The sequence below is a fragment of the Streptomyces sp. Ac-502 genome (genome assembly GCF_045222935.1).
In the GTDB taxonomy this organism is placed as follows: Bacteria; Actinomycetota; Actinomycetes; order Streptomycetales; family Streptomycetaceae; genus Streptomyces; species Streptomyces monomycini.
In genome coordinates, this window is the sequence record NZ_JBHFFO010000001.1 from 1,741,874 (window position 1) to 1,762,346 (window position 20,473).

The window sequence follows — 20,473 nt, forward strand, 5'->3', positions numbered from 1 at the left end:
CGAAGGGTTCTGTGACATGAAACGTCAACTCATCAACCCGCCGGACACGCAGGCGCTTTACGATCAGCTGCACTTCTCGCAGGCGGCCCGCGTCGGCGACCTGATCTGGGTATCGGGCCAAGTGGGGATCGACCGGGACACCCTGCGGCCCGCCGTCGGCATGGAAACTCAGACCCGGCTCGCTTTCGAGGGCGTGAAGAACGTTCTGGAAACCGCGGGAGCCGGCCTGGCCGACATCGTCGAGCTGACGACTTACCACACCGATCTCCGAGGCGACATGGGGGAGTTCACCAAGGTCAAGGACGAGTACCTGCCCGACCGGTATCCGGCCTGGACCGCCGTCGGCATCACCCAACTGGCCCACCCTGAACTGCTGGTCGAGATCCGAGTCGTCGCCATGGCCAGCAGCCGTGATGCTTGATCCGGCCTCCGCACCCCGCCGCCCCCGTGCCCGTTCCGCACGCGACGCGGGTGCGGGTGCGGGGAGCGGATCGAGGGACGTGGTGGATCCGCTCACGTCCGCCTCGGGATACGCGGCAGCCGAATACGGCGCGGTCAGCGTGCTCCTCGGCGCGGCACGCGGCGCCTACCCGTACGGAAACTCACTGCTCGTACGGGGCTCGGAGGCCACACTGGTCGTCGACCCCTCGCTGTCGCTCGCAGCAGCAACGCCGCCGGCGGCCGACGCGGTCCTCGTCAGCCACGCGCACGAGGACCACATCGCCGGCCTCGGCGGCTACGACGTACCGGTCCATATCCACACCGCCGACCTCGACGCGCTGCGCTCCCGCGAGGCGATGGTCGCCGGGTACGGGCTGCCGCGGGACGCGGCGGCCGAGGCCGACCAGGCGCTGCTGGACCACTTCCACGTGCGGGGGCGTCCGGATGCGACGGGGTTCGACGACGGCGCCGTGTTCGATCTCGGTGGGCGCACCGTGACTGTCGTGCACCTCCCCGGCCATACCGCGGGCCACAGCGGCTTCCTGATCGAACCGGACGGGTTCCTGTTCATCGCGGACGTCGACCTCACGTCGTTCGGCCCGTACTACGGGGACGTCGGCAGCAGCCTCGCCGACTTCGAGGCGTCGATGCGCCGGTGCCGCGAGATCGACGCGCGCTGGTACGGAACGTTTCATCAGAAGGGCGTGATCGAGGGCACCGCGGAGTTCCGGCGCCGGATCGACGCGTACGCCGGCGTGGTGGAGAAGCGGGAAGCGGAACTCCTCGCGTTCCTCCGCGAGCCGCGCAGCGTCGAGGAAATCGTCGAGCACCGGCTGGTCTACCGCTCCCACATCGAAGGTCCGCAGGTAAGGCCCGTAGAGCGCAGGACGGCGGCGCAGCACCTGGACCGGTTGACGAGCGAGGGCCGGGTCGTCGAGGTGAAGGAGGGGCGGTTTCGTGCGACGTAGGCTCCGCGCTCCCCCATACGGCCCGGCCAGGACGCCCTCCGCCACGAGAACGTGCAGGCTGGTGCCACGAGCCGGGCCGAGAGGGCGAGCATGACGTGGAAGAAGGACACAGCCGGGACGCGGTGAGGGAGCCCGCGGGCAGCGCGATGGCACGGCTGCTCGCTCGCTGCGCGCTACTGGCGGCGATCGGCACCCTGGTGCTGCTGCTCGCGATCACGGAAGGCGGGCTGCTGGTCGTCGGCGCCGAGCTCCTCGGGGTGATCGTCTGTGCCGTGGGCGTCTGGTGGTTCCTGGCTCACCGCGGCACGGCGCGGCTGGCCGGGGCGCTCGTCGCCGTCGCCGCGCCCGTCGGAGTGGTGCTGCTCTACATCCAGGACGGTCTGTGGCGGACGGCGCTGGTACTGGGCGTGTGCTGGGGCGCGGCCCTGGCCTGCGGCCGGGCGGCGTTGCGCCGCTCGCTGCCGCGGTCATCGAGGCGTGCGGCTCCCGCACACCGGCCGCAGCGGCCGGTGCTCATCATGAACCCGAAATCCGGCGGCGGAAAGGTCGGCCGCTTCACGCTCGTGGAACGCGCCGAGGAACTCGGCGCCCAGGTCATCCTGCTCGACCCTGCCGTTCACAGCGATGCCGCCGAGCTGGCCCGCCAGGCCGTGGCCGAGGGCGCCGACCTGCTCGGCGTCGCGGGCGGCGACGGCACACAGGCGCTGGTCGCGGCGGTGTCCGCCGAACACGACCTGCCCTTCCTCGTCGTCTGCGCCGGCACCCGCAACCACTTCGCCATGGACCTCGGCCTGGACCGTTCCGACCCGTCCCGCTGCCTCGACGCGCTCACCGGCGGCGAGGAAATCCGGGTCGACCTCGGCGATGTCAGCGGCCGGGCCTTCGTCAACACCGTGTCATTCGGCGTGTACGCCGATATCGTCCAACGACCCGAGTACCGCGACGCCAAGGCCGGCACGGCGCTGGACCTCATGCCGGGCCTGCTGACCGGCGAGGAGACCCGGTGGATCGAGGCCCGCATCGACGGCACCCCCTCGCCCCCCAGCAGGCATTGCTGATCAGCAACAACCCGTACGCCTCCCCCGATGGCCTCACCGACGGCGACCGCCGCCCCCGCCTCGACACCGGCGAACTCGGCGTACTCGGAATTCGCGTAGAAGACGCCGCCCACGCCGCCGACCTGGCCGTACGCGGCTCCCAGTCCACGGGCCTGACTGTCACCACCGCCCACCACGTCGAGGTCACCTCCGACGCGCCCGAAATCCCCGTAGCCGTGGACGGCGAATCCCTGCGCCTGCCCCCACCGGTGACCTGCTCCCTGCGCGCGGCCACTCTGCGAATCCTCCTCCCGCGCGACCGCCCCACCAACACCGCCCCCGTGCCGCCCGTAACCGTGCGCCGCCTCATCGACCTCGCACTCAACCGCACGACGCGAGCCCCCAGAGGGAGGCACCGCGCCTGACCGGAACATCGCCGATCCCGCCGCGACAGGGCCCGGGACCTCATGGCACGCACGCAAAAACTCCCATCCCGCGTATCCGCTGGCCGGGAGTGATTTCCGAAGTGCCCCCGGCAGGGCGAAGTGAGTCACTTGCGCGCCTGGCTCAGTCAGGGTGCTCGCCCGTGGCGGCTCGGGTGAACGGTGGTCGGCGGGCGGGTCTCACGGTTTCTCGTCGGGCGGGCTGCAGGTACGTGCCCATCCTGAACTTCCGGTTTCCGCCGGGCCGGCCCGGCGTCGACGCTGGGCCGGAGTGGGCGCAACGGTGCTGGCTGGGAGGGTGTGGCCTTACGAACCGCGGCGGCGTTCTCCTCGTGCCGGACGACATCGTTCCGGCTCGGGACGGAGCAGGCGAGCGGGAAACGCGGGACTTGTGGGCTGCCGGCACACGCGGCCGGTCGACTCGGTGTAAGGCGAGCCGTGCGTCGACGGGATCACTTCTGCTCTGCCTCGGGGCTCGCCGGCAGCGAAGAGACAGAGCCGCGGGAGACGGGCCGCGCTCGTACGGCCGCGGCGGGCAGCGCGTCCGGCGGGGTCCAAGGGCAGGCATCCGGGCTTAGCCCTAGCCTGACCATAAATGTCCCGGATTACGGAGTCGATTATGGAAACGTCCACGGAGCCCGGCGAATCCGCAGCGCGGACAACCGATCGGGTCGGGCCCGGGCGGCGGGTGTCCGCCTACAACAGCGTGGCCCAGTTGCAGACCGATCTCTGGTGGTCGATTTCGGATGTCGCACGCAGGCTGTCGCTGGCCACGCCCGACTCCGCCGGGCGCGCCGATGCAGTGGGCGTCCTCGACGAGAATCTGGCGGATGTCGATGTGCTCACGCACTACTACAGCTACCCGGGGCCGGAAGTGGCGCAGACGCTGCGAGCGCTGGCGTCGGAGGAGTCGTACGCCGAGCTGAGCCGGACGGCGGCGCGGATCGGTCGGGGGCTGATCGCCGACGTGGCGGTCTCGACGGTCGCGGCGATGGATTCGCAGGAGTCGGGCGCCGATGCCGACCGCCGTCCGCGGTTCGACGTGTTGGTGGTCGCCGATCTTTCGGAGGCCGAGGAGGAGCAGATCCTCAGCGGGCTGCGCGCGTCGCGCCGCCGTGAGGACGCGTTCGTGTACGACGTGATCGCGGTGTCGAGTTTCGTCGACGCGATGGTGGCGATCCTGGTCAACCCATGGATTCAGGCGGTCGTGGCCCGGCCCGACTTTCACACCCGGTCGGACTTCGATCTGGCGCTGTTGCGGGAACTGCTGCCTCCGGCCGGGCCGCCGGATCTCGACTGCCTCACTGTGGCGGACCGGACCAGTGCGCTCGCACGCCGGGTCCGCGAGGAACGGCCCGAGCTGGACCTCTATCTGGTCGAGCAGGCCTCGATCGAGCAGCTCGCGACGCAGATCGGGCGCGAGTTCGACTCGGTGTTCCTCCAGCAGGAGGACGTCCTGGACCTGCACCTGACGATTCTGCGCGGTGTCGCCCGGCGTTATCGGACGCCGTTCTATTCGGCCCTGGTGGAGTACGCGCGCAAGCCGAGCGGGGTGTTCCACGCGCTGCCGGTCTCCCGTGGGAACTCGGTGGTCCGCTCGCAGTGGATCCACGACATGTGCGACTTCTACGGGCTGAACATCTTCCTGGCGGAGACGTCGGCGACGGCGGGCGGGCTGGACTCGCTGCTGGAACCGCATGGTGCGATCAAGGAGGCGCAGGAGCTGGCCGCCCGCGCCTTCGGCGCGCGACGGACCTACTTCGTGACCAACGGGACGTCCACCGCGAACAAAATCGTCACGCAGTCGTTGGTGGCGCCGGGCGACGTCGTGATGGTCGATCGCAACTGCCATAAGTCGCATCACTACGCGCAGGTGCTCGCCGGTTCCCACGTCGCCTACCTCGACAGCTATTCGAACGACGCGTTCTCCATGTACGGCGCGATTCCGCTGGCCGACATCAAACGGACGCTGCTGACATACCGGCGAGAAGGCAGGCTCGACCAGGTCTCACTGATCTCGCTCACCAATTGCACCTTCGACGGCGTCGTGTACGACGTGGAACGGGTGATGGCCGAGTGCCTCGCGATCAACCCCGACCTGGTGTTCCTGTGGGATGAGGCGTGGTTCGCCTTCGCCCGCTTCCACCCCGTATACCGGCGGCGGACCGCGATGGCCGCTGCGGCCCGGCTGGCCGAACGTATCGGCACGGCTGCATACCGGGCCGAGTACCGGCGGCATCTCCAGCGCATTCGAGGCATGTCCGACGACGAGCTGGTACGTGAGCGGCTGCTTCCGGACCCGGACAAGGCCAGGATCCGCGCGTACGCCACACAGTCGACGCACAAGACCCTGACCTCGTTGCGTCAGGGGTCGATGATCCACGTACATGACGACGACTTCAGCCGGCGGAACGAGGAGGCATTTCACGAGGCATATATGACGCATACCTCGACTTCTCCGAACTATCAGGTGCTGGCGTCCCTCGACGTCGGCCGGCGGCAGGTCGAACTGGAGGGGTTCGAGCTGGTGTCGCGCCAGGTCGAACTGGCGATGTCGCTGCGCGACCAGATCGCCGGGCACCCGCTGCTGTCGAAGTACTTCCGGGTGCTCGACAGCAGCGAACTGATCCCGGACCAGTACCGCCAGGAGGGCGGACCGTGCCCGTTGCATGCCGGGCCGGCGGCTATGGAAAAGGCGTGGAACACGGACGAGTTCGTCCTCGACCCCTGCCGGATGACCCTTGAGATCTCCGCGACGGGCATCGACGGCGACACGTTCAAACACGTTCAGCTGATGGACCGCTGGGGCATCCAGGTCAACAAGACCACGCGCAATACGGTACTGGCGATGACGAACATCGGCACGCCCCGAACTGCCGCCGCACACCTGCTCCGAGCGCTCATCGGCATCGCGGAGGAATTGGAGACTGAGGCCGGGCAGTTGGCGCCCGAGAAGAAACGGGCGCGCGACCGGCGGATCGATGCGCTCAGTCACGATCATCCGCCGCTGCCGAATTTCTCGCGGTTCCACGACACGTTCCGCGCCGAGTCCGCCGGCGAAGCGGCGGACGGGGACATGCGCAAGGCGTACTACATGGCGTATCGGGAAGAACTGTGCGAGTTCGTGTCCTCCGAAGAGGCACGGCGCCGGGTAGACACCGGGCAGCCGGTCGTATCGGCGATCTTCGTCACACCGTATCCGCCCGGCTTTCCGATCCTGGTACCGGGTCAGGAATTCAGCGAGGACATCCTCGACTTCATGGACGCCTTGGACACCAAGGAGATCCACGGGTTCGACCCGGAATGCGGATACCGGGTGTTCGTTCAATCCGCGCTGGCAGGAGACGTCGGCTGAGACCGGCGGCGGTGGCGGCTGGTGCCGCCCGGCTACAGCCCGAAGATCGCGGACAGAGTGATGGCGGCGAGGTCTTCCGCGGTTTGATCCTTGGCGAGCCTCCGGTAGGGGTGGCGGAGGCTGAGCGCAGCCCGGCCGTGCACTCACCCGAGGAAGGGGCGGTGCAGCGCCGCACCGCCCCCTTGGGCGGGCTGGTCAATGGACGGCGCCGTTTTCGATGCACAGGACGCCGGCGACGATCAGGCCGATACCCAACCCCATGACCTTGGTGAGGGGTTCGCGGAACAGGACGCGGGCAGCGAGGGCTGCCAGGGCGATGCCGCTGGCAGCCCAAATGCCGTAAGCGGCCCCGAGGGGCATGCCGTGCTGCAGGGCCAGCGTCAGGAAGGAGAAGGCGAGCACGTAGCCGGTGCAGACGGCGATGTACCACTTCTTGGTGCCGCCGTGTGAGGCCATCCGCAGCGACAGCGTGCCGGAGAGCCCGGACAGGATCCCGCAGGCGAGGAAGACCCAGTTCATCGTGTCGCTTCTTCCGTGCGGAGCCGACGGGCCCGGGCGGCTTGGAGCCCGAGCTCCACGCACAGCACACCGGCGATGACCAGGACGATCCCCACGCCCGTCGTCACGGTCAGCGCGTCGCCGAAGACGACACCGGCGAGCAGGGCGGTCAGGGCGACGCCGCAGGCACCCCAGAGCCCGTACGCGACCCCCAGTTCCATGCCTGCCCGTAGGACGCCGGAAAGGGAAGAGAAGGAGCCGACGTACCCGGCGATCACGAGGGGGTACCAGGCGGGGTGGTCCATGGCGGCCCGCAAGGCCAGCGTGGCGGTGACTTCCAGCAGGATCGCCGCGGCGAGCAACAGCCATTTCTTCATCGGGGCATCTCGTCCTTCAGGAGCGTTTCGGCAACGGTCAGCAGTTCGGCGCGGTCGCGGTCCGGGACGGGGAAGACGCCGGTGGCCGCAGCGGCCCAGTACGCGTCAGCCAGCAACCGCGCGGCGGTGAGTCGGGCGCGGACCGGTCCCGGGAGGGAGCCGGGCAGCGTGAGCCAGGGCTCCAGGCGCCGGACCCAGGTCGCGGTCAGGACCTGGCGGTACAGGGCGTTGGTGTAGATCGCGTAGTCCGCACGGTCGAACCGCCCGTTCAGCGCCACCTCAAGGTAGGCACGGATCCGCTGATGCGGCGAGGCCGCTTCGGGCGACTGTCCGAGACGGCCCCGCAACAACGCCTCCCAGCGCCCGGCGACGTGATCGACGACGCCCAGCATCAAGGCTTCCTTGGTCGGAAAGTGGTACATCAACCCCGGTTTGGTCAGCCCCACCTGCTTGGCAGTGGCGTCCAGGGTGATCGCGCCCCCTCGACCCGGAGCAGCCCAAGGGCGCCGTCCAGAATCCGGTCCTTCGTGGTACTCACCATGCCGGAACTTTACCATCCGGAAGGTAAAGTCCTTGCGGGGCCAACGGCGGGAAACCGCGCACGCACCCCGGTCCCCGGCGGAAGGGCGTATTTCCAAGTAGCCGGGCTCCCCGGGCCGTTGAACCCGAGCCGGTGGGCGGCGGGAAGCGCTGGGGACTCGGAGTTCTTCCTGGCCAACAAGTCCGTCCGCTTGCGGCATCGTCGGGCTCGCCGTGAACCTGTGGTGGCTGGTGGCCCGCCGTGGAGCGCTCCAGGTGTGCGGCGCAATCCTCGCGGTCGGTGTGCCCGTGGCGGTGCTGGTCCACTACAGCAGTGAGGGGGCGTGGGTCCACGCACTCGTGCCCCTTGCGCTGGACGGGGTGGCCGTGCTCTTCGGGCTCATGGAGCGGGCCGAGCAGCTAGGCGCTCAGGCGCTGGTCGCCGCGGTGGTCGCCGAGCATGACCTGTCCTTTCTGGTGATCTCCGCCGGGACGCGCAATCACTTCGCCGCGGACCTCGGCCTCGACCGCGCGGACCCCGCCCGTTGCCTCGACGCCCTGACCGACGGCGAGGAAATCCGGGTCGACCTGGGCTCGGCCCATGGGCGGCCGTACGTCAACACCGTGTCCTTCGGGGCGTACGCGGATACAGTCCAGCGGCCGGAGTACCGCGACACGAGAGCGGAGACCGCCCTCGGCCTGCTGCCCGAACTGCTCCAAGAGGCGGGCGGGTCCACGCGAGGGCCGGTCAGAAACGGCTCACCGGACAGCAAGCGGTCCTGGTGAGCAACAACCCCTAAGCCACCCCCGATCCGATGGCCCAGGGCCTCAGGCCCAAGCTCGACCGCGGGAAACTCGGTGTGATCGGTGTCCGGGTCGAGATCGCCGCCGGAGCCGACACCCTGCCCGTCGCCGTGGACGGCGAGGCGCTGAGCAATTCCCCGCCCGTGGTCTGCACCGTACACCGCCACGCGCTGCGCGTTCTCGTCCCCCGTCGGATCCGTCCTACCCATGGCCGGGCCGCCGCTCGGCCGCCTGACAGCTCGCTGTCGGGTCCTCCCGCGTCCACACCGGCGTGCACTACCCCGGGGACGTGGCCGCGGGCGCGCTCCTCGGCTTCGCGAGCGCCGCCACGGTACGGGAGTGCTCAATGATCGGCGGAATCACCGCTCGGTTGACCAAGGATCTGCTCACGCTCCACCCACAGCTCGAAGGCAGGGTCGGGGAGGGAATCGTGCGACGCCACCACCGTGTGGTGCCGTTCTGGGGGCCGGGAGGACGGGAGACCTTGCCGACCTTGCAAATCCTCTCGGGCCGATCCCTCTGGCCGGCGACTACCAGCTCGACATGCCTTCCCTCGCTGATGCGGCAACGTCGGGTGAGAACGCGGCGAGGGCGGTTCTCGCGAGCCTGAAGTAACGAGGACGAGCTCGTCGCCCGAGGCAAGGAGCCCTGATGATGGCTCTTCTGGTCCTGCGAACCGCACGCCGCGGAGTGGCACCGGTGCACTGCCCCAGGTCGGAGATATCGGGCTGGCCGGGGAAGCGATTGATACGATGTCGAATCGTGTTCGAGAGCAGTGCAGCAAACCGGGGGCAGAAACGTACGTCCGGCGTCCAGCGCCGTGGCCGGGAGCGACGGCGCGCGATCCTCGACGCAGCCGAGGTCTTGCTCGCCGAGCAGGGCTATGAGGCCGCCACGCTCAAGGCGATCGGCGAGCGCGCAGGCATCCCGACCGCGTCGATGTACCACTACTTCCCCGACCGGCATCAGGTCGAGGCCGAGCTTCTTCGGCGGCACATGACCGAGCTCGACTCGCGCATCACGGCCACGCTGGAGAAGCCCGACGCTCAGACGCTGCGCGAGGCGGTCGACGTGATGATCGACGTCCTGTGCGACTACTACCGTGCCCATCGGAGCTGCACCGAGCTGTGGTTCACGGGCCGCCACCAGATGCTCGTCGAGCTGGTGCGGTCCTTCGACGACGTACAGGCGGAGCGCCTGTGGCGCCATCTCCTCAACCGCGGCCTCGCCTCCGCCGACACTCCGCGGCTCGCCGTACAGCTCTGCTTCGAGGTGGGCAATCGCCTCTTCGACGTGGCTTTCCGCCGCACACCACATGGCGACGGCGCAACGATCGACGAAGCACGGCGCCTCATCACCGCGTATCTGGAGTCGTACTCCTGACAGGGTTCGCAGGGGAGTGCGTTCCTAGCTTCCGCCGTCGCAGGCAGTTGTGAGAGGGGCTGGCCCGGCCTGCAAGGCGACACGTTCTACGGCGTCACCCGCAGGGGTGCCCGCCGCTGGCATGTCTTCAAGATCATGGGGCCGGCAGTCCACCGTCAGAAGAGGTCGCCCTTGCGCCAGCCGCCAGCTCGGCGCCGACACAACCACTGGCTGTCCGAGCGCCGCCAGTCCGTGGTGAGCGCCCTCATCGCGGCAGCCACGACCGCGATTCTCCTCGGAGTCGACGGCAGTTGGACGCAGGTAGCCACGGCGGATGCGTGCGTGCTGATCCTGCTCGCATATCTCTTCCCCTACCTCATGCTCACCACGGTCGCCTTCTCGACCGCGTCCCCGGATCGCGTAGGAACCTGGGCGCGGCGCGAGACGCGGGCACGACGACGCTCCAGCGGTACGTGTACGGGACGGCACCCGGGCCGGGAGTCTCGCTCTTCATCGCGACAGGCGCGCTGGTCGTAGCGATGGTGTGGCTGCCCGGCCACGTCGGTTCCGTGCTCGAACCGGCGCCCCGTGCGGCAGTGGCGCTCGTCCTGGGCGCCAACGCCTGGATCTGCGTGGCCGTGTCCTTCGCGGTCGCGTTCCAAGCGGACACTCTCGTGGAGGACGAGGGAGCGCTTGAATTCCCGGGCCGAGAAACCGCGTTCTGGAGCGACTACCTCTACTGCGCCTTCTCCGTCATGACGACGTTCGGCACGACCGACGTCGAGGTCACCTCCCGAGAGTTGCGCCGTACCGTGACGGTCAACTCCTGCGTCGCAATCGCCTTCAACACCGTCACCGTGGCGAGCCTGGTGTCGGCCCTCGAAGGCACTCGAAGGCAACTGAGAGGGTCGACCCGCACAGCGGCAGGCCCTTCCGCCGTGCCTTCGCCATCGAGTCGAGCCTGGCTCCTCAGCGCCAGCGACCCAGGCGGTCCGAAATGCGGTCGAGCACCCACCCGGCCTTCAGCGCCGTCGCGCCGAGCGCGAGCGAGGGCATGTATGGCGGTCGTGGCCGCCAGATCGCACGCAGGTCGTCGTGGACTTCGTCACCGGCAAGCCGGTCGGCCAGCAGCGTACCGACGTAGGGTGACTGGGACAGCCCGTGACCATTGCAGCTGACAGCGTAGAAGACGTTCTTCGCGGCCTCTCCAGCGACCGGGAGGAAGGACGTCATGGCCACCCACCCGCCCCACGCCCGATGAGGCGCGACGTAGCCAAGCGACGGGAACCGCTCGTGGAAGCCCTGGACGAGATCCGCCACCACCGCGCGATCCGGCTCGTGGGCACCCAGCGCCGGCGGCGCCGCCTGGAGCCGACGGGTACCGAACATGATCGTGCCGCGAGCGGTGCGCCGGTAGTTCTCGAGAATCGTGTGCGGGGTGATGATGCCGGTACGGCTTGTCCAGCCGATTGCCGCCAGCCGGTCGGGATCGACCGGCTCGGTCTCCACCAAGCTGGTCCAGACGGGCGTGATACCGCTCGGGGCGATCTCCAGGTCGCGGGAGTGGGCGTTGGTCGCGAGCACGACCCGCTCGGCGTGGACGCGCCCGCCCGGCACGCTGAGCACGACGCTTGTACTGTCCGGCTCGACGGCTTGCACGGCCGTTCGCTCGAACACCTTTGCGCTCGACGCCAGCAGCGCGGCCCTGAGTCCGAATGCGAGCTTCCCGGGGTTCAGCAGGCCACCGCCCCGCTCGAAGATGCCGCCCAGGAACGTTTCCGGCAGGCCGAAGTCACGGCCGTGGACGAATTCCACGTCCGCCCCTGCGTCGCGGAGGATCTGCATGTTTTTCCTCAAATGCCGCAGTTGTCCGGTGGAGACAGCGGCGATGACGTTGCCCGTTGGGTCGTACTCGCAGTCAATGGCGAGGCGCCCGATCAGACCTTCGGTGAACTTCGCCGCACTCCCGCCATACCGAACGAGGTCGCGCAGCCGGCTTCGGTACAGCAGGCGCAACAGTTGCGGGTCTCCGGCCAAGGCATTCGACAAGTAGCCCGCGTTGCGTGAACTCGCACCCCAGCCGCAATACCCGGCCTCGAGCAGAACCACATCGACTCCGCGCTCCGCGAGCCGGAGCGCCGCCGCCATCCCGACAAGACCACCGCCGACAACTGCGACATCGCACCGGACCTCGCCTTCCAGTGCCGGCGCGAAATCGGTGGGCCGATCGGTCCACCCGGTGAACGCCGAGTAGGTCAAACCGCCGGTGGGCGCATTCTTCGCCACGGTGTCCCTCGCCTCCCGCCCTCCGTGCGCGGCGGAGAGCAAGTCATCAAATGCCGATCTCGAATCCAGTTCGAGTTTATACTGTAGCGCCTTCTCCCAGTCGCGTCGGCCGGACGCCGCATGCGTCACTTGCGGACGCACCGCCTGCACCAGATGCCGCCTGCCGGCGGCAATGGGTCCAGCGCCGCCCACTCATCGTCGGCCAGCAGCGCGCAGCACGCATGTCCGAGGCTGGTCGGCACGATGCACGCAACTTGCTCAGCCTCCGGGCGCCGCCGCCGCGATCACGGCAAGCATCAGCACGAACACGCCAGCCATGATCCGGTCGCGAGCCTTTGGGTCCGCGCTTCACTCCTGGGCGGGTGGCTGCGGACCAGATGGAGGTGCTCGACGGTCCAGGGCATTCCGGTGAATCCGTCGAGTTCGGCGGCGCAGAGAACGAGGTCCAGGAGTGAAGGAGATGCCCGGTGCCACCCCCGCCGCCGCGGACGAGGGTGAGGTGCGGCGCGAGCCGGTGCTCATCGCCCGCGTCGAGGCTGGTCATACCGTCGACCAAATAGCGGCAGATCGGCCTAGTCTGCTTATATTTGGGCTGCTCGGCGATCCGATGCGAGCTGTGGTTGAAGCTTGAAACTCCCCGCATTCCCCCCAAGCCCCCTCGCAGGCTTTCTTGGGTGAAGGCGGCGACCGGAACGGATTCGGTGTGCCCGCACCGATATGATTACATCGAAACCGATGTGCGGGCTCACCAGCACGCCGCTGACCTGCGACAAAGCCCAGGAAGTAGCCTGATCCGCATGTTGTCCGGAGTCATCGCGACCCGCTATGTCACGCCCTTGCGTGAGGGCGGGTCGCTTCCGGGGATCGTCGAGGCTGACGATCTTGGTACGTATGTCATGCCCGCTCCTGGATGATCCGGTGATCACCGGGTTGACGGTTGGTTCATGAGCCGTGTGAGCTCGCGGTTGGCGGCCCGGGCAGCCTCGAGTCCTCCCGTTCCCCCCTCGAGCTCGCCCCGCTTCTCGGCGAGTTCCTGTTCCAACATGTCGATGTGTCGCTGGAGTTGGTCGATGTCCGGTGCGACTCCGAGATCGGACGCGTTCCATGCCTGCTCGCCGAACTGCTCGGAAAGCCGCTTCTCCAGCTGCCGCACCCGCGCGGAAAGAAGGGTGTTTCGTTCCAGCGCGTTGGCCAGATCAGCCTGCAAGGAAGCCCCGCTCACAGCAGCCAGTCGACTCTCCTGAACAGGTGTGTTGGCAGCGACGTGAACGCGTTCAAGCAGGTCACGGTGACGATAGAGGAAACTGCGATCCACTCGGGCAGCGCGGGCGAGGCTGGACACGGATGTCGCCTCCGGTCCGCAAGGCCGCATCCAGGGCCTTAATCACTCGATCCCGGCGTCGTGCGGAGTCGGCTCTCTTGCCGTCGATCATGCTGGGGGTCATGCGGTCCTCTCGAGACGGAGGTCAGGAACGGGCTGCCTCACCTTCGGCATGCCGAGCGAGACGACGCTCGCCCGGGTTCTACGGACGACGGTGACAGCCTGCTGGATCTGGGCCCGGTCCTCGTGTGTGAGGTCGTTGAGTTCCTCGCGGACTCGTTTGACCAGGCGGCGTACTCGGGTGATCTCGTTGTCCGAGGGCATGGCCTCGCCCTTGGCCCAGTCGTCGGCTTCGGTGAAGGCGGCCAGGCGCTCGCGGTTGCGCAGGAGATCGGCCAAGTAGGCTTCCAGGTCGGGCAGGTAGGACACGTCGGTGCGGAAGTGGCTGCAGCCGACGCAGCGAAACCGGACCGGGCAGTCGTGACCGCCGGCGGCGACGTTCGACGGTTCGGTCAGGTGCCGTAGGGGATCTGGGTCTCGCCGATCGCGCGGCGTGCGTGCTCGGAGTCAAGGACGGCCTTGACCTGCCGCCAGACTCGTTTGCCGTGCCGGTCGAACTGCATCGCTGTGACACGCTCGACCGCTTCTCGTTGGCGCTTCTCGCTGATAATGGTGACGTGGGGTATTGGAACTGTCCGAATGCCTGCCTCGCCAGCCATAGCCAGCAGGTGCTCGGCAACTGTCGATCATGGGTTCCACTGGTCGCAGTACTCGATGTGGATCTCGCGGGCGTCACCGAGGATGCCGTCGTTCGAGTGGAGCTCGGTGCAGAAGTACGGATAGCTGGGGTGGACCGGAACGTAGCCCGGTCCGTTGCGGGCGACATCGAGGAAGTGTCGAGCGGTCTCTCGGAACACCTTCGCGCTGCCGGTCATGAACAGCGTCTCGGCATGAAGGTGCTGGTGAAACAGGTCGCGGTTCTCCCGGTAGTGACGTGCGGCCCAGTCGACTGCGGCGCTGTCGACAGGATCTGTGTCGGGCAAGGTCACGGTCTGGGGACGGCCGGCGCCGAGGCGACTCCTCACCTGCTTCCAGCGAGAGGGGTGAACTGCAGCGAATGGTGCAACAGCACCAGGTCCAGCTGGAAGCCGACGTTGTCCGGTACTTCCCGGGCTGGCGGGCGGTTTGCCCGCATCGGCAGGTGAATCAGCGAACGCGGTGAGCGTGCCGCGAGCATCCACAATCCGGCGATTCGGCGGGCGGCGTCCTGGTCGAGATAGACGTCCAGGTGCCGATCGTGGTCGATGAGTACTGCATGGTTCAGAGGCTGGGCAGGTCGGATGACTCTGAGCTCGTCGGCTCCCAAGCGGGCCTGGTGGATTGCGACCGGCAGCTTCATCTGTTCTCCGTTGCGGTGCGTCGGCTGACTTCGTTGGCGTAGGTGGCCCAGTCGCCCGCGGAGAGACGTTGCCAGGCAACGGCGACTTGTGTCAGGCAGCCCGGCCCGAGGGGAGCAGGAACGCCCCAGTGCGTCGCCGGGAAGGACGGCACCGCGTGTTCGCCGCGAAGGTGCGGATCCCGTCTGGACACACCGTGCCTCCGTGCCAGCAGCCCCGCGCGCTGAGGATGGCGACGGAGCCGAAACGGCGTAGGGGAAATGCGCCATGCAGGCCGGTCGTGGGCCCTGCGGGGCGAGGAGAGTGGAGGGCAGGAGGCACCGCTCGCGCTCAGCTCCCCTCCACGGCCAGCGCAGTCCTGATCACGGGCACCGGGGCGAGACAATGAGCATCGGTGCCCATGACAGACACGCCTCGAGGCTCACGCCGCCAGGCACCCGGTGTTCCCGGGACTCACCGGCAGCACCATCGCCCTGGCCCCGTGTCCCCGGCGCTGCAGGCATACTCGGAACTCATCGTCACGGCCGGCAAGTCAACCGCTCGCGGTCGCGGCCCGTGGCGGTAGTACCGGAGCTGTGCGGCCAGCTCCTGCCGGACCACCGGTCACGCTGCCTGCGGCCCTCGGCCGAAGGCACCTCCCTACCGGCCAGGGCGGAGGCTGTTCTCACAGTGGTCTCTTTTGCTCGGTCATGCGGGCTATGGCCGTTCTCCCTGTCGGTCACCGGCCGCCCGTGGCCGCGGTGGGCGCCCTGCCGGGGCTCTGGTCCAGGCGGAGAGCAGGTGGCCGTTGGTGTAGGCGACCGGTCCTGCGGGTGCGGCAGCGGGCCGGACGGTTATGGCCTGGGCCGGACGGTTGGCGCAGGCGTCCTGGGTGGTGGCGTAGCGGGGAAAGCGCCGGGTCAGTCCGGTCAGGCGCAGGAGCCGGCCGATGGCGGGCTGGTGGTAGACCAGGCGTAGCCAGCCGCCGGCGGCCTCGCTGCGGCAGTGGGCGGTTTCGAGTTCGGTCAGGGCGCTGGTGTCCATGAAGGTGACGGCGGTGAGGTCGGCGATGAGGCGGGCCTCGGGTGCCGCATCGTTTCCTCGGAGCAGGTCGCGCAGCGCCGGTGCTGTCGACAGGTCGAGCTCACCGGTCGGCCGTACCGTGCGGCAGTTCCCCTGCGGCTTGGGGGTGCGGGTGCTCAAGTGGGCCAGCTCCTTGCGGGAAGAGGGGGCGCCTGCGACACGTGTTCTGCCGTCGGTGAGGCGCCACCTTACGGACCGCACTGATACCGCCGGAGCAAAAAGTTTCCTGTTCAAAGGAATGCGCGCTTCCGGCCCAGTTCGATCGCCATCTGGCCGCAACTGCCGTTCTCTTGTGACTTTTCGGCCGCCCCTTTCGAACTGGGGATGGTGGCGGGTACAGGGCTTCGGCTGCGCTGCGGGCGCCGGTCATCCTCACCCGACGGCTACCGGTGGCGGAAGGCAGGCGTAGGGGTCTTGGTGCCGGCGAGGCAGAGTGGCGCCGGGGCGGCCGGGTATGTCAGTGGCACGGTCGGCGCGTTGTGCCGTTGGGGCTGCGCGCTCCTGGGCCCGGGGCGTCCCATACTGCGGATACGAGGCTTCCATGACGGCCACCGGGCCTGCCCAGTACCACCTGCTGTCTCTTCCTGACGGATCGTGCGAGACGGTCAGCTGTCTGGCTTCGGTCATCCGGTGCCGCGCGACGGTGCCCACCGTGATCGTCGATGTGACGGCGGTACAGCGGCTGAGCATCGACGCCCTGGCCGTGCTGGTCCGCAAGGCCATGCGCCTGCACGCGGCCGACGGCCAGCTCCTGCTCGCCGGGCCCTGCCCCGCCGTACGCAAGGTCATCGAACGGACGGGTACCGGTCCGCTGCTGCCCGTCTTCACCGACAGCACTGCCGCGCTCCGCACGCTGGCCGAAGACGGCCGCGCCTGGCACCACGTGGAACTGCCGGCCGGACGCAGCGCCCTCTTCGCCGAACCACCGCCACCGGAGCTGTGACACCACCGACCGTGACCATCGGGTGAAGGAACCGCAACGGTACGTGACCGGACGTCGTGGCCCTTCGTTGCTCCGTCCAGAAGACCGCCCGGACCACGAAGGGACAACCGGTGGAACACGGCGCACCGTTGGGGGCGAGACGTCCACCGACCCCTCGCCCCGTGCCCGCCAACCGCCGCGCCCGAGCCGGAGTACCCGACTGGCGGCCCCCGCTTCGGGAGCCGCCAGATGCGACTGGTCACGCAGCGCCGAAGAGGCGGACGTCAGACGCGCGAGGTGCGGCTGCGGCGCACCAGCGCCACACCGCCGAGCAGCAGCACACCGCTCATGGCAGCCGCAGCACCGAGGTGATCACTGCCGGTGCGTGCCAGCACCGGGCCCTGCGCGGCCTGGACGGCCCCGGACACCCGGCCCTTGCCGCCGGCCGGAGATGCGGCCGACGGGTTTCGGGAGTCCACGTCTCCGGCGACATCGGCCGGCGGCCGATGCCCCGCCCCCGGAGATCCGGGGACCTCATGTCCCGGCGGCCGATGGCCGGGAGACTGCTGACCAGGCGGCTGGTGACTACTCGGAGGCTTATGTCCCGGCGGCTTTTCGCCAGGAGGCTGGTGGCCGGGCGGCTTGTGCCCAGGGGGCTTGTGGCCCGGCGGCTTGTGGCCGGGAGGCTTGTGGCCCGGCGGCTTTTCGCCGGGAGGCTGGTGGTTGCCCGGCGGCTTGTGCCCAGGGGGCTTGTGACCTGGCGGCTTGTGGCCCGGCGGCTTGTGGCCCGGCGGCTTCTCGCCGGGAGGCTGGTGGTTGCCCGGCGGCTTGTGCCCAGGGGGCTTGTGACCCGGCGGCTTGTGGCCGGGAGGCTTGTGGCCCGGCGGCTTCTCGCCGGGAGGCTGGTGGTTGCCCGGCGGCTTGTGCCCAGGGGGCTTATGACCCGGTGGCTTGTGGCCGGGCGGGTGGTGGTGGCTGCCGGGGTTGGCGCAGTGGTTGTTGAAGGCGGGGTTGAGCAGGCCGATGACGTTGACGGTGTTGCCGCACACGATCACCGGCACATGGGCCGGGGCCTGGAGCAGGTTGCCGGCGAGCACGCCGGGGGAGGCCGCGGTGCGTCCCGCTGCGCCGGAGTCGGCGTGGGCGCCCGCCGTCGTGCCGGCCAGTATTGCGGTCGCCGTCGCGGCGACCAGCACGCTGTGTTTCACGAGAGGTTGCACGTGTGGTCCTTCATCTTTCGAAGATGACGAACCGGGCACCTGGCGTCGGCCAGGTGCCCGCATCCCGAAGGGATATCGCCCAGCCCCTGGACCGAGGAGCGCCGCCGAAGCGGCGAACGCCCGGTTCACCCGCTCCCCTTGGGAGCCATGACAGAAACGGACAGGGTGCTGAGCGCGTCGCATCGGATTGAACGATCGTCCCGCTGATAGGAAACGCACAGCTTCCCGGGCCACCGCTGCCTGAACGGTTCTTCTTCCCGTCCCCTGCCCCTGACGGGTTTCTTTCGGCATGGACACGCGTTCGCAGCGGTCGACGCCGCGCGGGCACGCCCGTACGAGATGCCACCCTCAAAAGATCCTGCCCCAGCGAATCTCCAGGTCAGTAGCGTGCGCGGTGCAGCGTGCCCGGGGGCGCGTGATCGACGTCTGGGCGCGGGGGCGTGCACTGCGGGTACAGATGGGTTGTGCAAATGTCCGAGTCCTGTAACGGGCCGTCCCATCTTCAACCACCGCCTGCGGGACTAGCCCACAGTGAGGCCCACCCGGCAGCTCCGGGCATCTCGTCCCACCGGCCCCGCCTCAGCGGGGCTGACCGCAGGAGGTTCACCATGTCCCGTTCTGCCCGTCTCGCGGCCGTCGCACTCGGCTCGGCCGCCCTGGCCACCGCCGCGGCCCTGCCCGCCGCCGCCACCGGCGCGCACACCCTCCCGACCCCCACCGCTCCCCCATCGTCATCGGCGCGGTACAGGCCGACAGCCCCGGCCGCGACGACGGCTCCAACCGGTCCCTGAACGGCGAGTGGGTCACCGTCAAGAACACCAGCCACCGCGCGGTCAACCTCAAGGGCTGGACGCTGACCAGCGAGCGCACCCACAAGACCTACCGCTTCAACAACCTGCGCCTGAACGGCCGTCAGGAGGTCCGCGTGCACACCGGCCACGGGCGTGACACCTGGCGCGACGTCTACCAGGACCGCCGCAACTACGTCTGGGACAACCGCCGCGACACCGCCACCCTGCGCAACGACCACCGCCACCTCGTCGACACCAAGCACTGGGGCCGCCGCTGACCGCTGCTCCGGGGCCGCCCGCCACGGCCCCCGGACATCCAGGTGCGCCGCGGCCGAGGGGCCGCGGCGCACCGCCCTGCTGTGGAGAGGCAGGACCGCCTGGAGCGGCCGGTTCCCGGGCCTTGGCCCCGTCATCCGGCACCGGCAGAATGTCCGTGCCCCCGGCCTGTGACCGGTCCGGCCGCAGTGCGGCAGGAGGGGAAGACATGCTCCCGACCATGGCCACGCACGGATGCGCACCGCAGCACCACCGCGCCCGCCTGCACGACGGCGTCGTGGTCCGCGAGGAGTGCATGCGGTGCGCATACCGGATTTCCTACGAAGCCGCGGGCCGTGAGCGTCTCTGTCCACCGCCGCGCCCGGCACCCCCGACAACGGTGGCTGAGCCGAAACCGTTGACCGTGGCCAGCTCCCCTTCCCCGCGTACAGCCGGTTCCACGTTCACGGGCGGTAGTCGGTAAGAGAACGCGGATACGTTCCGTGGGACGGACGCCCCCTGCGTTCGTAGTGAACGGTGCGCGGGCCGGGAGTCAGCCCGTCTCGTCGACGCGGTGTTGCGCCCAGGCGATGTCCTCCACCGCCAGCCTGGGGTCACCGGCCAGGGCCGTCGGAGTCATCCCGGTGAACGCCGTGATCTCCCGGTGCAGGTGGGACTGGTCGGCGTAACCGCACTCCGCAGCGACCCGGGACGCGCTGCCGCCCGCGGTCAAGCGGTGGGCGGCATGGCGGAAACGGACCAGCATCGCAGCGTGCTTGGGAGCCAGGCCGATCTGTGACCGGAAGCGGGACCACAGGCGTCTGCGGCTCCAGCCGACCCCGGCCGCAAGATCCGCGACCCTGACCCGGCCGCGGCTGACCGAAATCCGGTCCCAGGCCCGGGCCACCTCCGGGTCCACCGATGGCCCTGTCCCGCTTCGACGGGCGAGCAGGGCCTCGGTCAAGGAGAAGCGGTCGTCCCACGACGCGGCAGCGTCCAGTTGTTCCCGCAGCCGTTCCGCATCCCGGCCCCACAGGTCCTCAAGGGCGAGCACGCTACGGTCCAGCTCCGCCGGACAGACCCCCAGCACGGCGTACGCGACCAGTGGAGACAGGTGCACCTCGACACACGTGACGTTCTCGCCCCGCATGCGGACTGCACCAGGTGCGAGCCCGGCCACGAAACTTCCACGCTGTTGCCGGCCGGTGGCGTCGCTCACGACGAGCGGGCCGCCGCCGCATTCGACGATCAAGGTGACGGCCGGGTGCGGGATCACCGGCAAGTCGACAGGGTCCGGGCTCCGGTCGCCGAACCCGGCCAGGCTGACGCCGGCTGTCCGGCTGGGCCGCGGCGGCCTGGCGACGTGCCACCTGGCCACCGCTTCACGCTCGTGCACGGTGGAGCGCATCACCCCA

General features: G+C 69.1%; 19 protein-coding genes and 2 pseudogenes. 10 read left to right on the top strand and 11 right to left on the bottom strand.

Annotated elements, in window-relative coordinates; genetic code table 11:
* Positions 1-16 precede the first annotated feature (16 nt).
* The 5 genes from ACEXOX_RS07755 (at position 17) to ACEXOX_RS07775 (ending at position 6,244) form a co-directional block, all read left to right on the top strand.
* Positions 17-421 carry a RidA family protein gene (locus ACEXOX_RS07755; protein ID WP_406519681.1) on the top strand — a complete coding sequence of 135 codons (405 nt, stop codon included), beginning with the start codon at positions 17-19 and terminating at the stop codon, positions 419-421.
* 79 nt (positions 422-500) lie between these two features.
* Positions 501-1,409, top strand: a complete 909-nt coding sequence (locus ACEXOX_RS07760) for an MBL fold metallo-hydrolase (RefSeq protein WP_406519682.1) — start codon at positions 501-503, stop codon at positions 1,407-1,409.
* A 122-nt stretch (positions 1,410-1,531) separates the two neighbouring features.
* A complete protein-coding gene (locus ACEXOX_RS07765) occupies positions 1,532-2,467 on the top strand; it encodes a diacylglycerol/lipid kinase family protein (RefSeq protein WP_406519683.1) in 936 nt (311 codons plus the stop codon).
* Positions 2,461-2,871: a hypothetical protein gene (locus ACEXOX_RS07770; protein WP_406519684.1), complete on the top strand. Its 411-nt coding sequence runs from the start codon at positions 2,461-2,463 to the stop codon at positions 2,869-2,871. Before ACEXOX_RS07765 ends, ACEXOX_RS07770 begins: the two co-directional genes overlap by 7 nt.
* A gap of 724 nt (positions 2,872-3,595) precedes the next feature.
* The gene (locus tag ACEXOX_RS07775) at positions 3,596-6,244 is read left to right on the top strand and encodes an aminotransferase class I/II-fold pyridoxal phosphate-dependent enzyme (RefSeq protein ID WP_406519685.1); all 2,649 of its coding nucleotides are present in this window, start codon (positions 3,596-3,598) and stop codon (positions 6,242-6,244) included.
* Positions 6,245-6,439: 195 nt separating this feature from the next.
* Here the strand turns inward: ACEXOX_RS07775 and ACEXOX_RS07780 are convergent, their stop codons facing one another.
* The 3 genes from ACEXOX_RS07780 to ACEXOX_RS07790 are packed head-to-tail and all read right to left on the bottom strand — an operon-like array spanning position 6,440 to position 7,541.
* Entirely contained in the window at positions 6,440-6,763 is a 324-nt protein-coding gene (locus ACEXOX_RS07780; RefSeq protein ID WP_406519686.1) for a DMT family transporter, read from the bottom strand.
* The gene (locus tag ACEXOX_RS07785; protein ID WP_406519687.1) at positions 6,760-7,119 is read right to left on the bottom strand and encodes a DMT family transporter; all 360 of its coding nucleotides are present in this window, start codon (positions 7,117-7,119) and stop codon (positions 6,760-6,762) included. The genes ACEXOX_RS07780 and ACEXOX_RS07785 overlap by 4 nt, the downstream gene beginning before the upstream one ends.
* Positions 7,116-7,541 carry a TetR/AcrR family transcriptional regulator gene (locus ACEXOX_RS07790; RefSeq protein ID WP_406519688.1) on the bottom strand — a complete coding sequence of 142 codons (426 nt, stop codon included), beginning with the start codon at positions 7,539-7,541 and terminating at the stop codon, positions 7,116-7,118. The genes ACEXOX_RS07785 and ACEXOX_RS07790 overlap by 4 nt, the downstream gene beginning before the upstream one ends.
* Before the next feature lie 331 nt (positions 7,542-7,872).
* Here ACEXOX_RS07790 and ACEXOX_RS07795 point away from each other — a divergent pair, with 331 nt between their 5' ends.
* The 3 genes and pseudogenes from ACEXOX_RS07795 to ACEXOX_RS07805 all read left to right on the top strand — a co-directional run.
* Entirely contained in the window at positions 7,873-8,424 is a 552-nt protein-coding gene (locus ACEXOX_RS07795) for a diacylglycerol/lipid kinase family protein (RefSeq protein WP_406519689.1), read from the top strand.
* Between the two features lie 780 nt (positions 8,425-9,204).
* On the top strand, positions 9,205-9,825 hold the full coding sequence (locus ACEXOX_RS07800) for a TetR/AcrR family transcriptional regulator (RefSeq protein WP_406519690.1): 621 nt from the start codon (positions 9,205-9,207) through the stop codon (positions 9,823-9,825).
* A gap of 234 nt (positions 9,826-10,059) precedes the next feature.
* Positions 10,060-10,685: pseudogene (locus ACEXOX_RS07805) on the top strand (DUF1345 domain-containing protein); the annotation flags it as partial.
* An 88-nt stretch (positions 10,686-10,773) separates the two neighbouring features.
* Here the strand turns inward: ACEXOX_RS07805 and ACEXOX_RS07810 are convergent.
* The 6 genes from ACEXOX_RS07810 to ACEXOX_RS07835 all read right to left on the bottom strand — a co-directional run bounded on the left by ACEXOX_RS07810 (position 10,774) and on the right by ACEXOX_RS07835 (position 15,990).
* Positions 10,774-12,090 (bottom strand): NAD(P)/FAD-dependent oxidoreductase, encoded by a 1,317-nt coding sequence (locus ACEXOX_RS07810; RefSeq protein ID WP_406526260.1) that lies wholly within the window; start codon positions 12,088-12,090, stop codon positions 10,774-10,776.
* Between the two features lie 922 nt (positions 12,091-13,012).
* Positions 13,013-13,432, bottom strand: coding sequence for a hypothetical protein (locus ACEXOX_RS07815; RefSeq protein ID WP_406519691.1), 420 nt, complete (start codon positions 13,430-13,432; stop codon positions 13,013-13,015).
* A gap of 99 nt (positions 13,433-13,531) precedes the next feature.
* Positions 13,532-13,840, bottom strand: coding sequence for a transposase (locus ACEXOX_RS07820; protein ID WP_406519692.1), 309 nt, complete (start codon positions 13,838-13,840; stop codon positions 13,532-13,534).
* A 317-nt stretch (positions 13,841-14,157) separates the two neighbouring features.
* Positions 14,158-14,460 carry a hypothetical protein gene (locus tag ACEXOX_RS07825; protein WP_406519693.1) on the bottom strand — a complete coding sequence of 101 codons (303 nt, stop codon included), beginning with the start codon at positions 14,458-14,460 and terminating at the stop codon, positions 14,158-14,160.
* A 32-nt stretch (positions 14,461-14,492) separates the two neighbouring features.
* Positions 14,493-14,810, bottom strand: a complete 318-nt coding sequence (locus ACEXOX_RS07830; RefSeq protein WP_406519694.1) for a hypothetical protein — start codon at positions 14,808-14,810, stop codon at positions 14,493-14,495.
* A 694-nt stretch (positions 14,811-15,504) separates the two neighbouring features.
* A complete protein-coding gene (locus tag ACEXOX_RS07835) occupies positions 15,505-15,990 on the bottom strand; it encodes an STAS domain-containing protein (RefSeq protein WP_406519695.1) in 486 nt (161 codons plus the stop codon).
* Between the two features lie 421 nt (positions 15,991-16,411).
* Between ACEXOX_RS07835 and ACEXOX_RS07840 the strand changes: the two genes are divergently transcribed.
* The gene (locus ACEXOX_RS07840) at positions 16,412-16,813 is read left to right on the top strand and encodes an STAS domain-containing protein (protein ID WP_406519696.1); all 402 of its coding nucleotides are present in this window, start codon (positions 16,412-16,414) and stop codon (positions 16,811-16,813) included.
* Positions 16,814-17,076: 263 nt separating this feature from the next.
* Here ACEXOX_RS07840 and ACEXOX_RS07845 read toward each other — a convergent pair whose 3' ends face one another.
* Positions 17,077-18,012, bottom strand: coding sequence for a chaplin family protein (locus tag ACEXOX_RS07845; protein WP_406519697.1), 936 nt, complete (start codon positions 18,010-18,012; stop codon positions 17,077-17,079).
* A gap of 608 nt (positions 18,013-18,620) precedes the next feature.
* Here ACEXOX_RS07845 and ACEXOX_RS07850 point away from each other — a divergent pair.
* Positions 18,621-19,081: pseudogene (locus ACEXOX_RS07850) on the top strand (lamin tail domain-containing protein).
* Between the two features lie 530 nt (positions 19,082-19,611).
* Here ACEXOX_RS07850 and ACEXOX_RS07855 read toward each other — a convergent pair.
* Positions 19,612-20,466, bottom strand: coding sequence for a helix-turn-helix domain-containing protein (locus ACEXOX_RS07855; protein ID WP_406519698.1), 855 nt, complete (start codon positions 20,464-20,466; stop codon positions 19,612-19,614).
* Between the last annotated feature and the right edge of the window lie 7 nt (positions 20,467-20,473).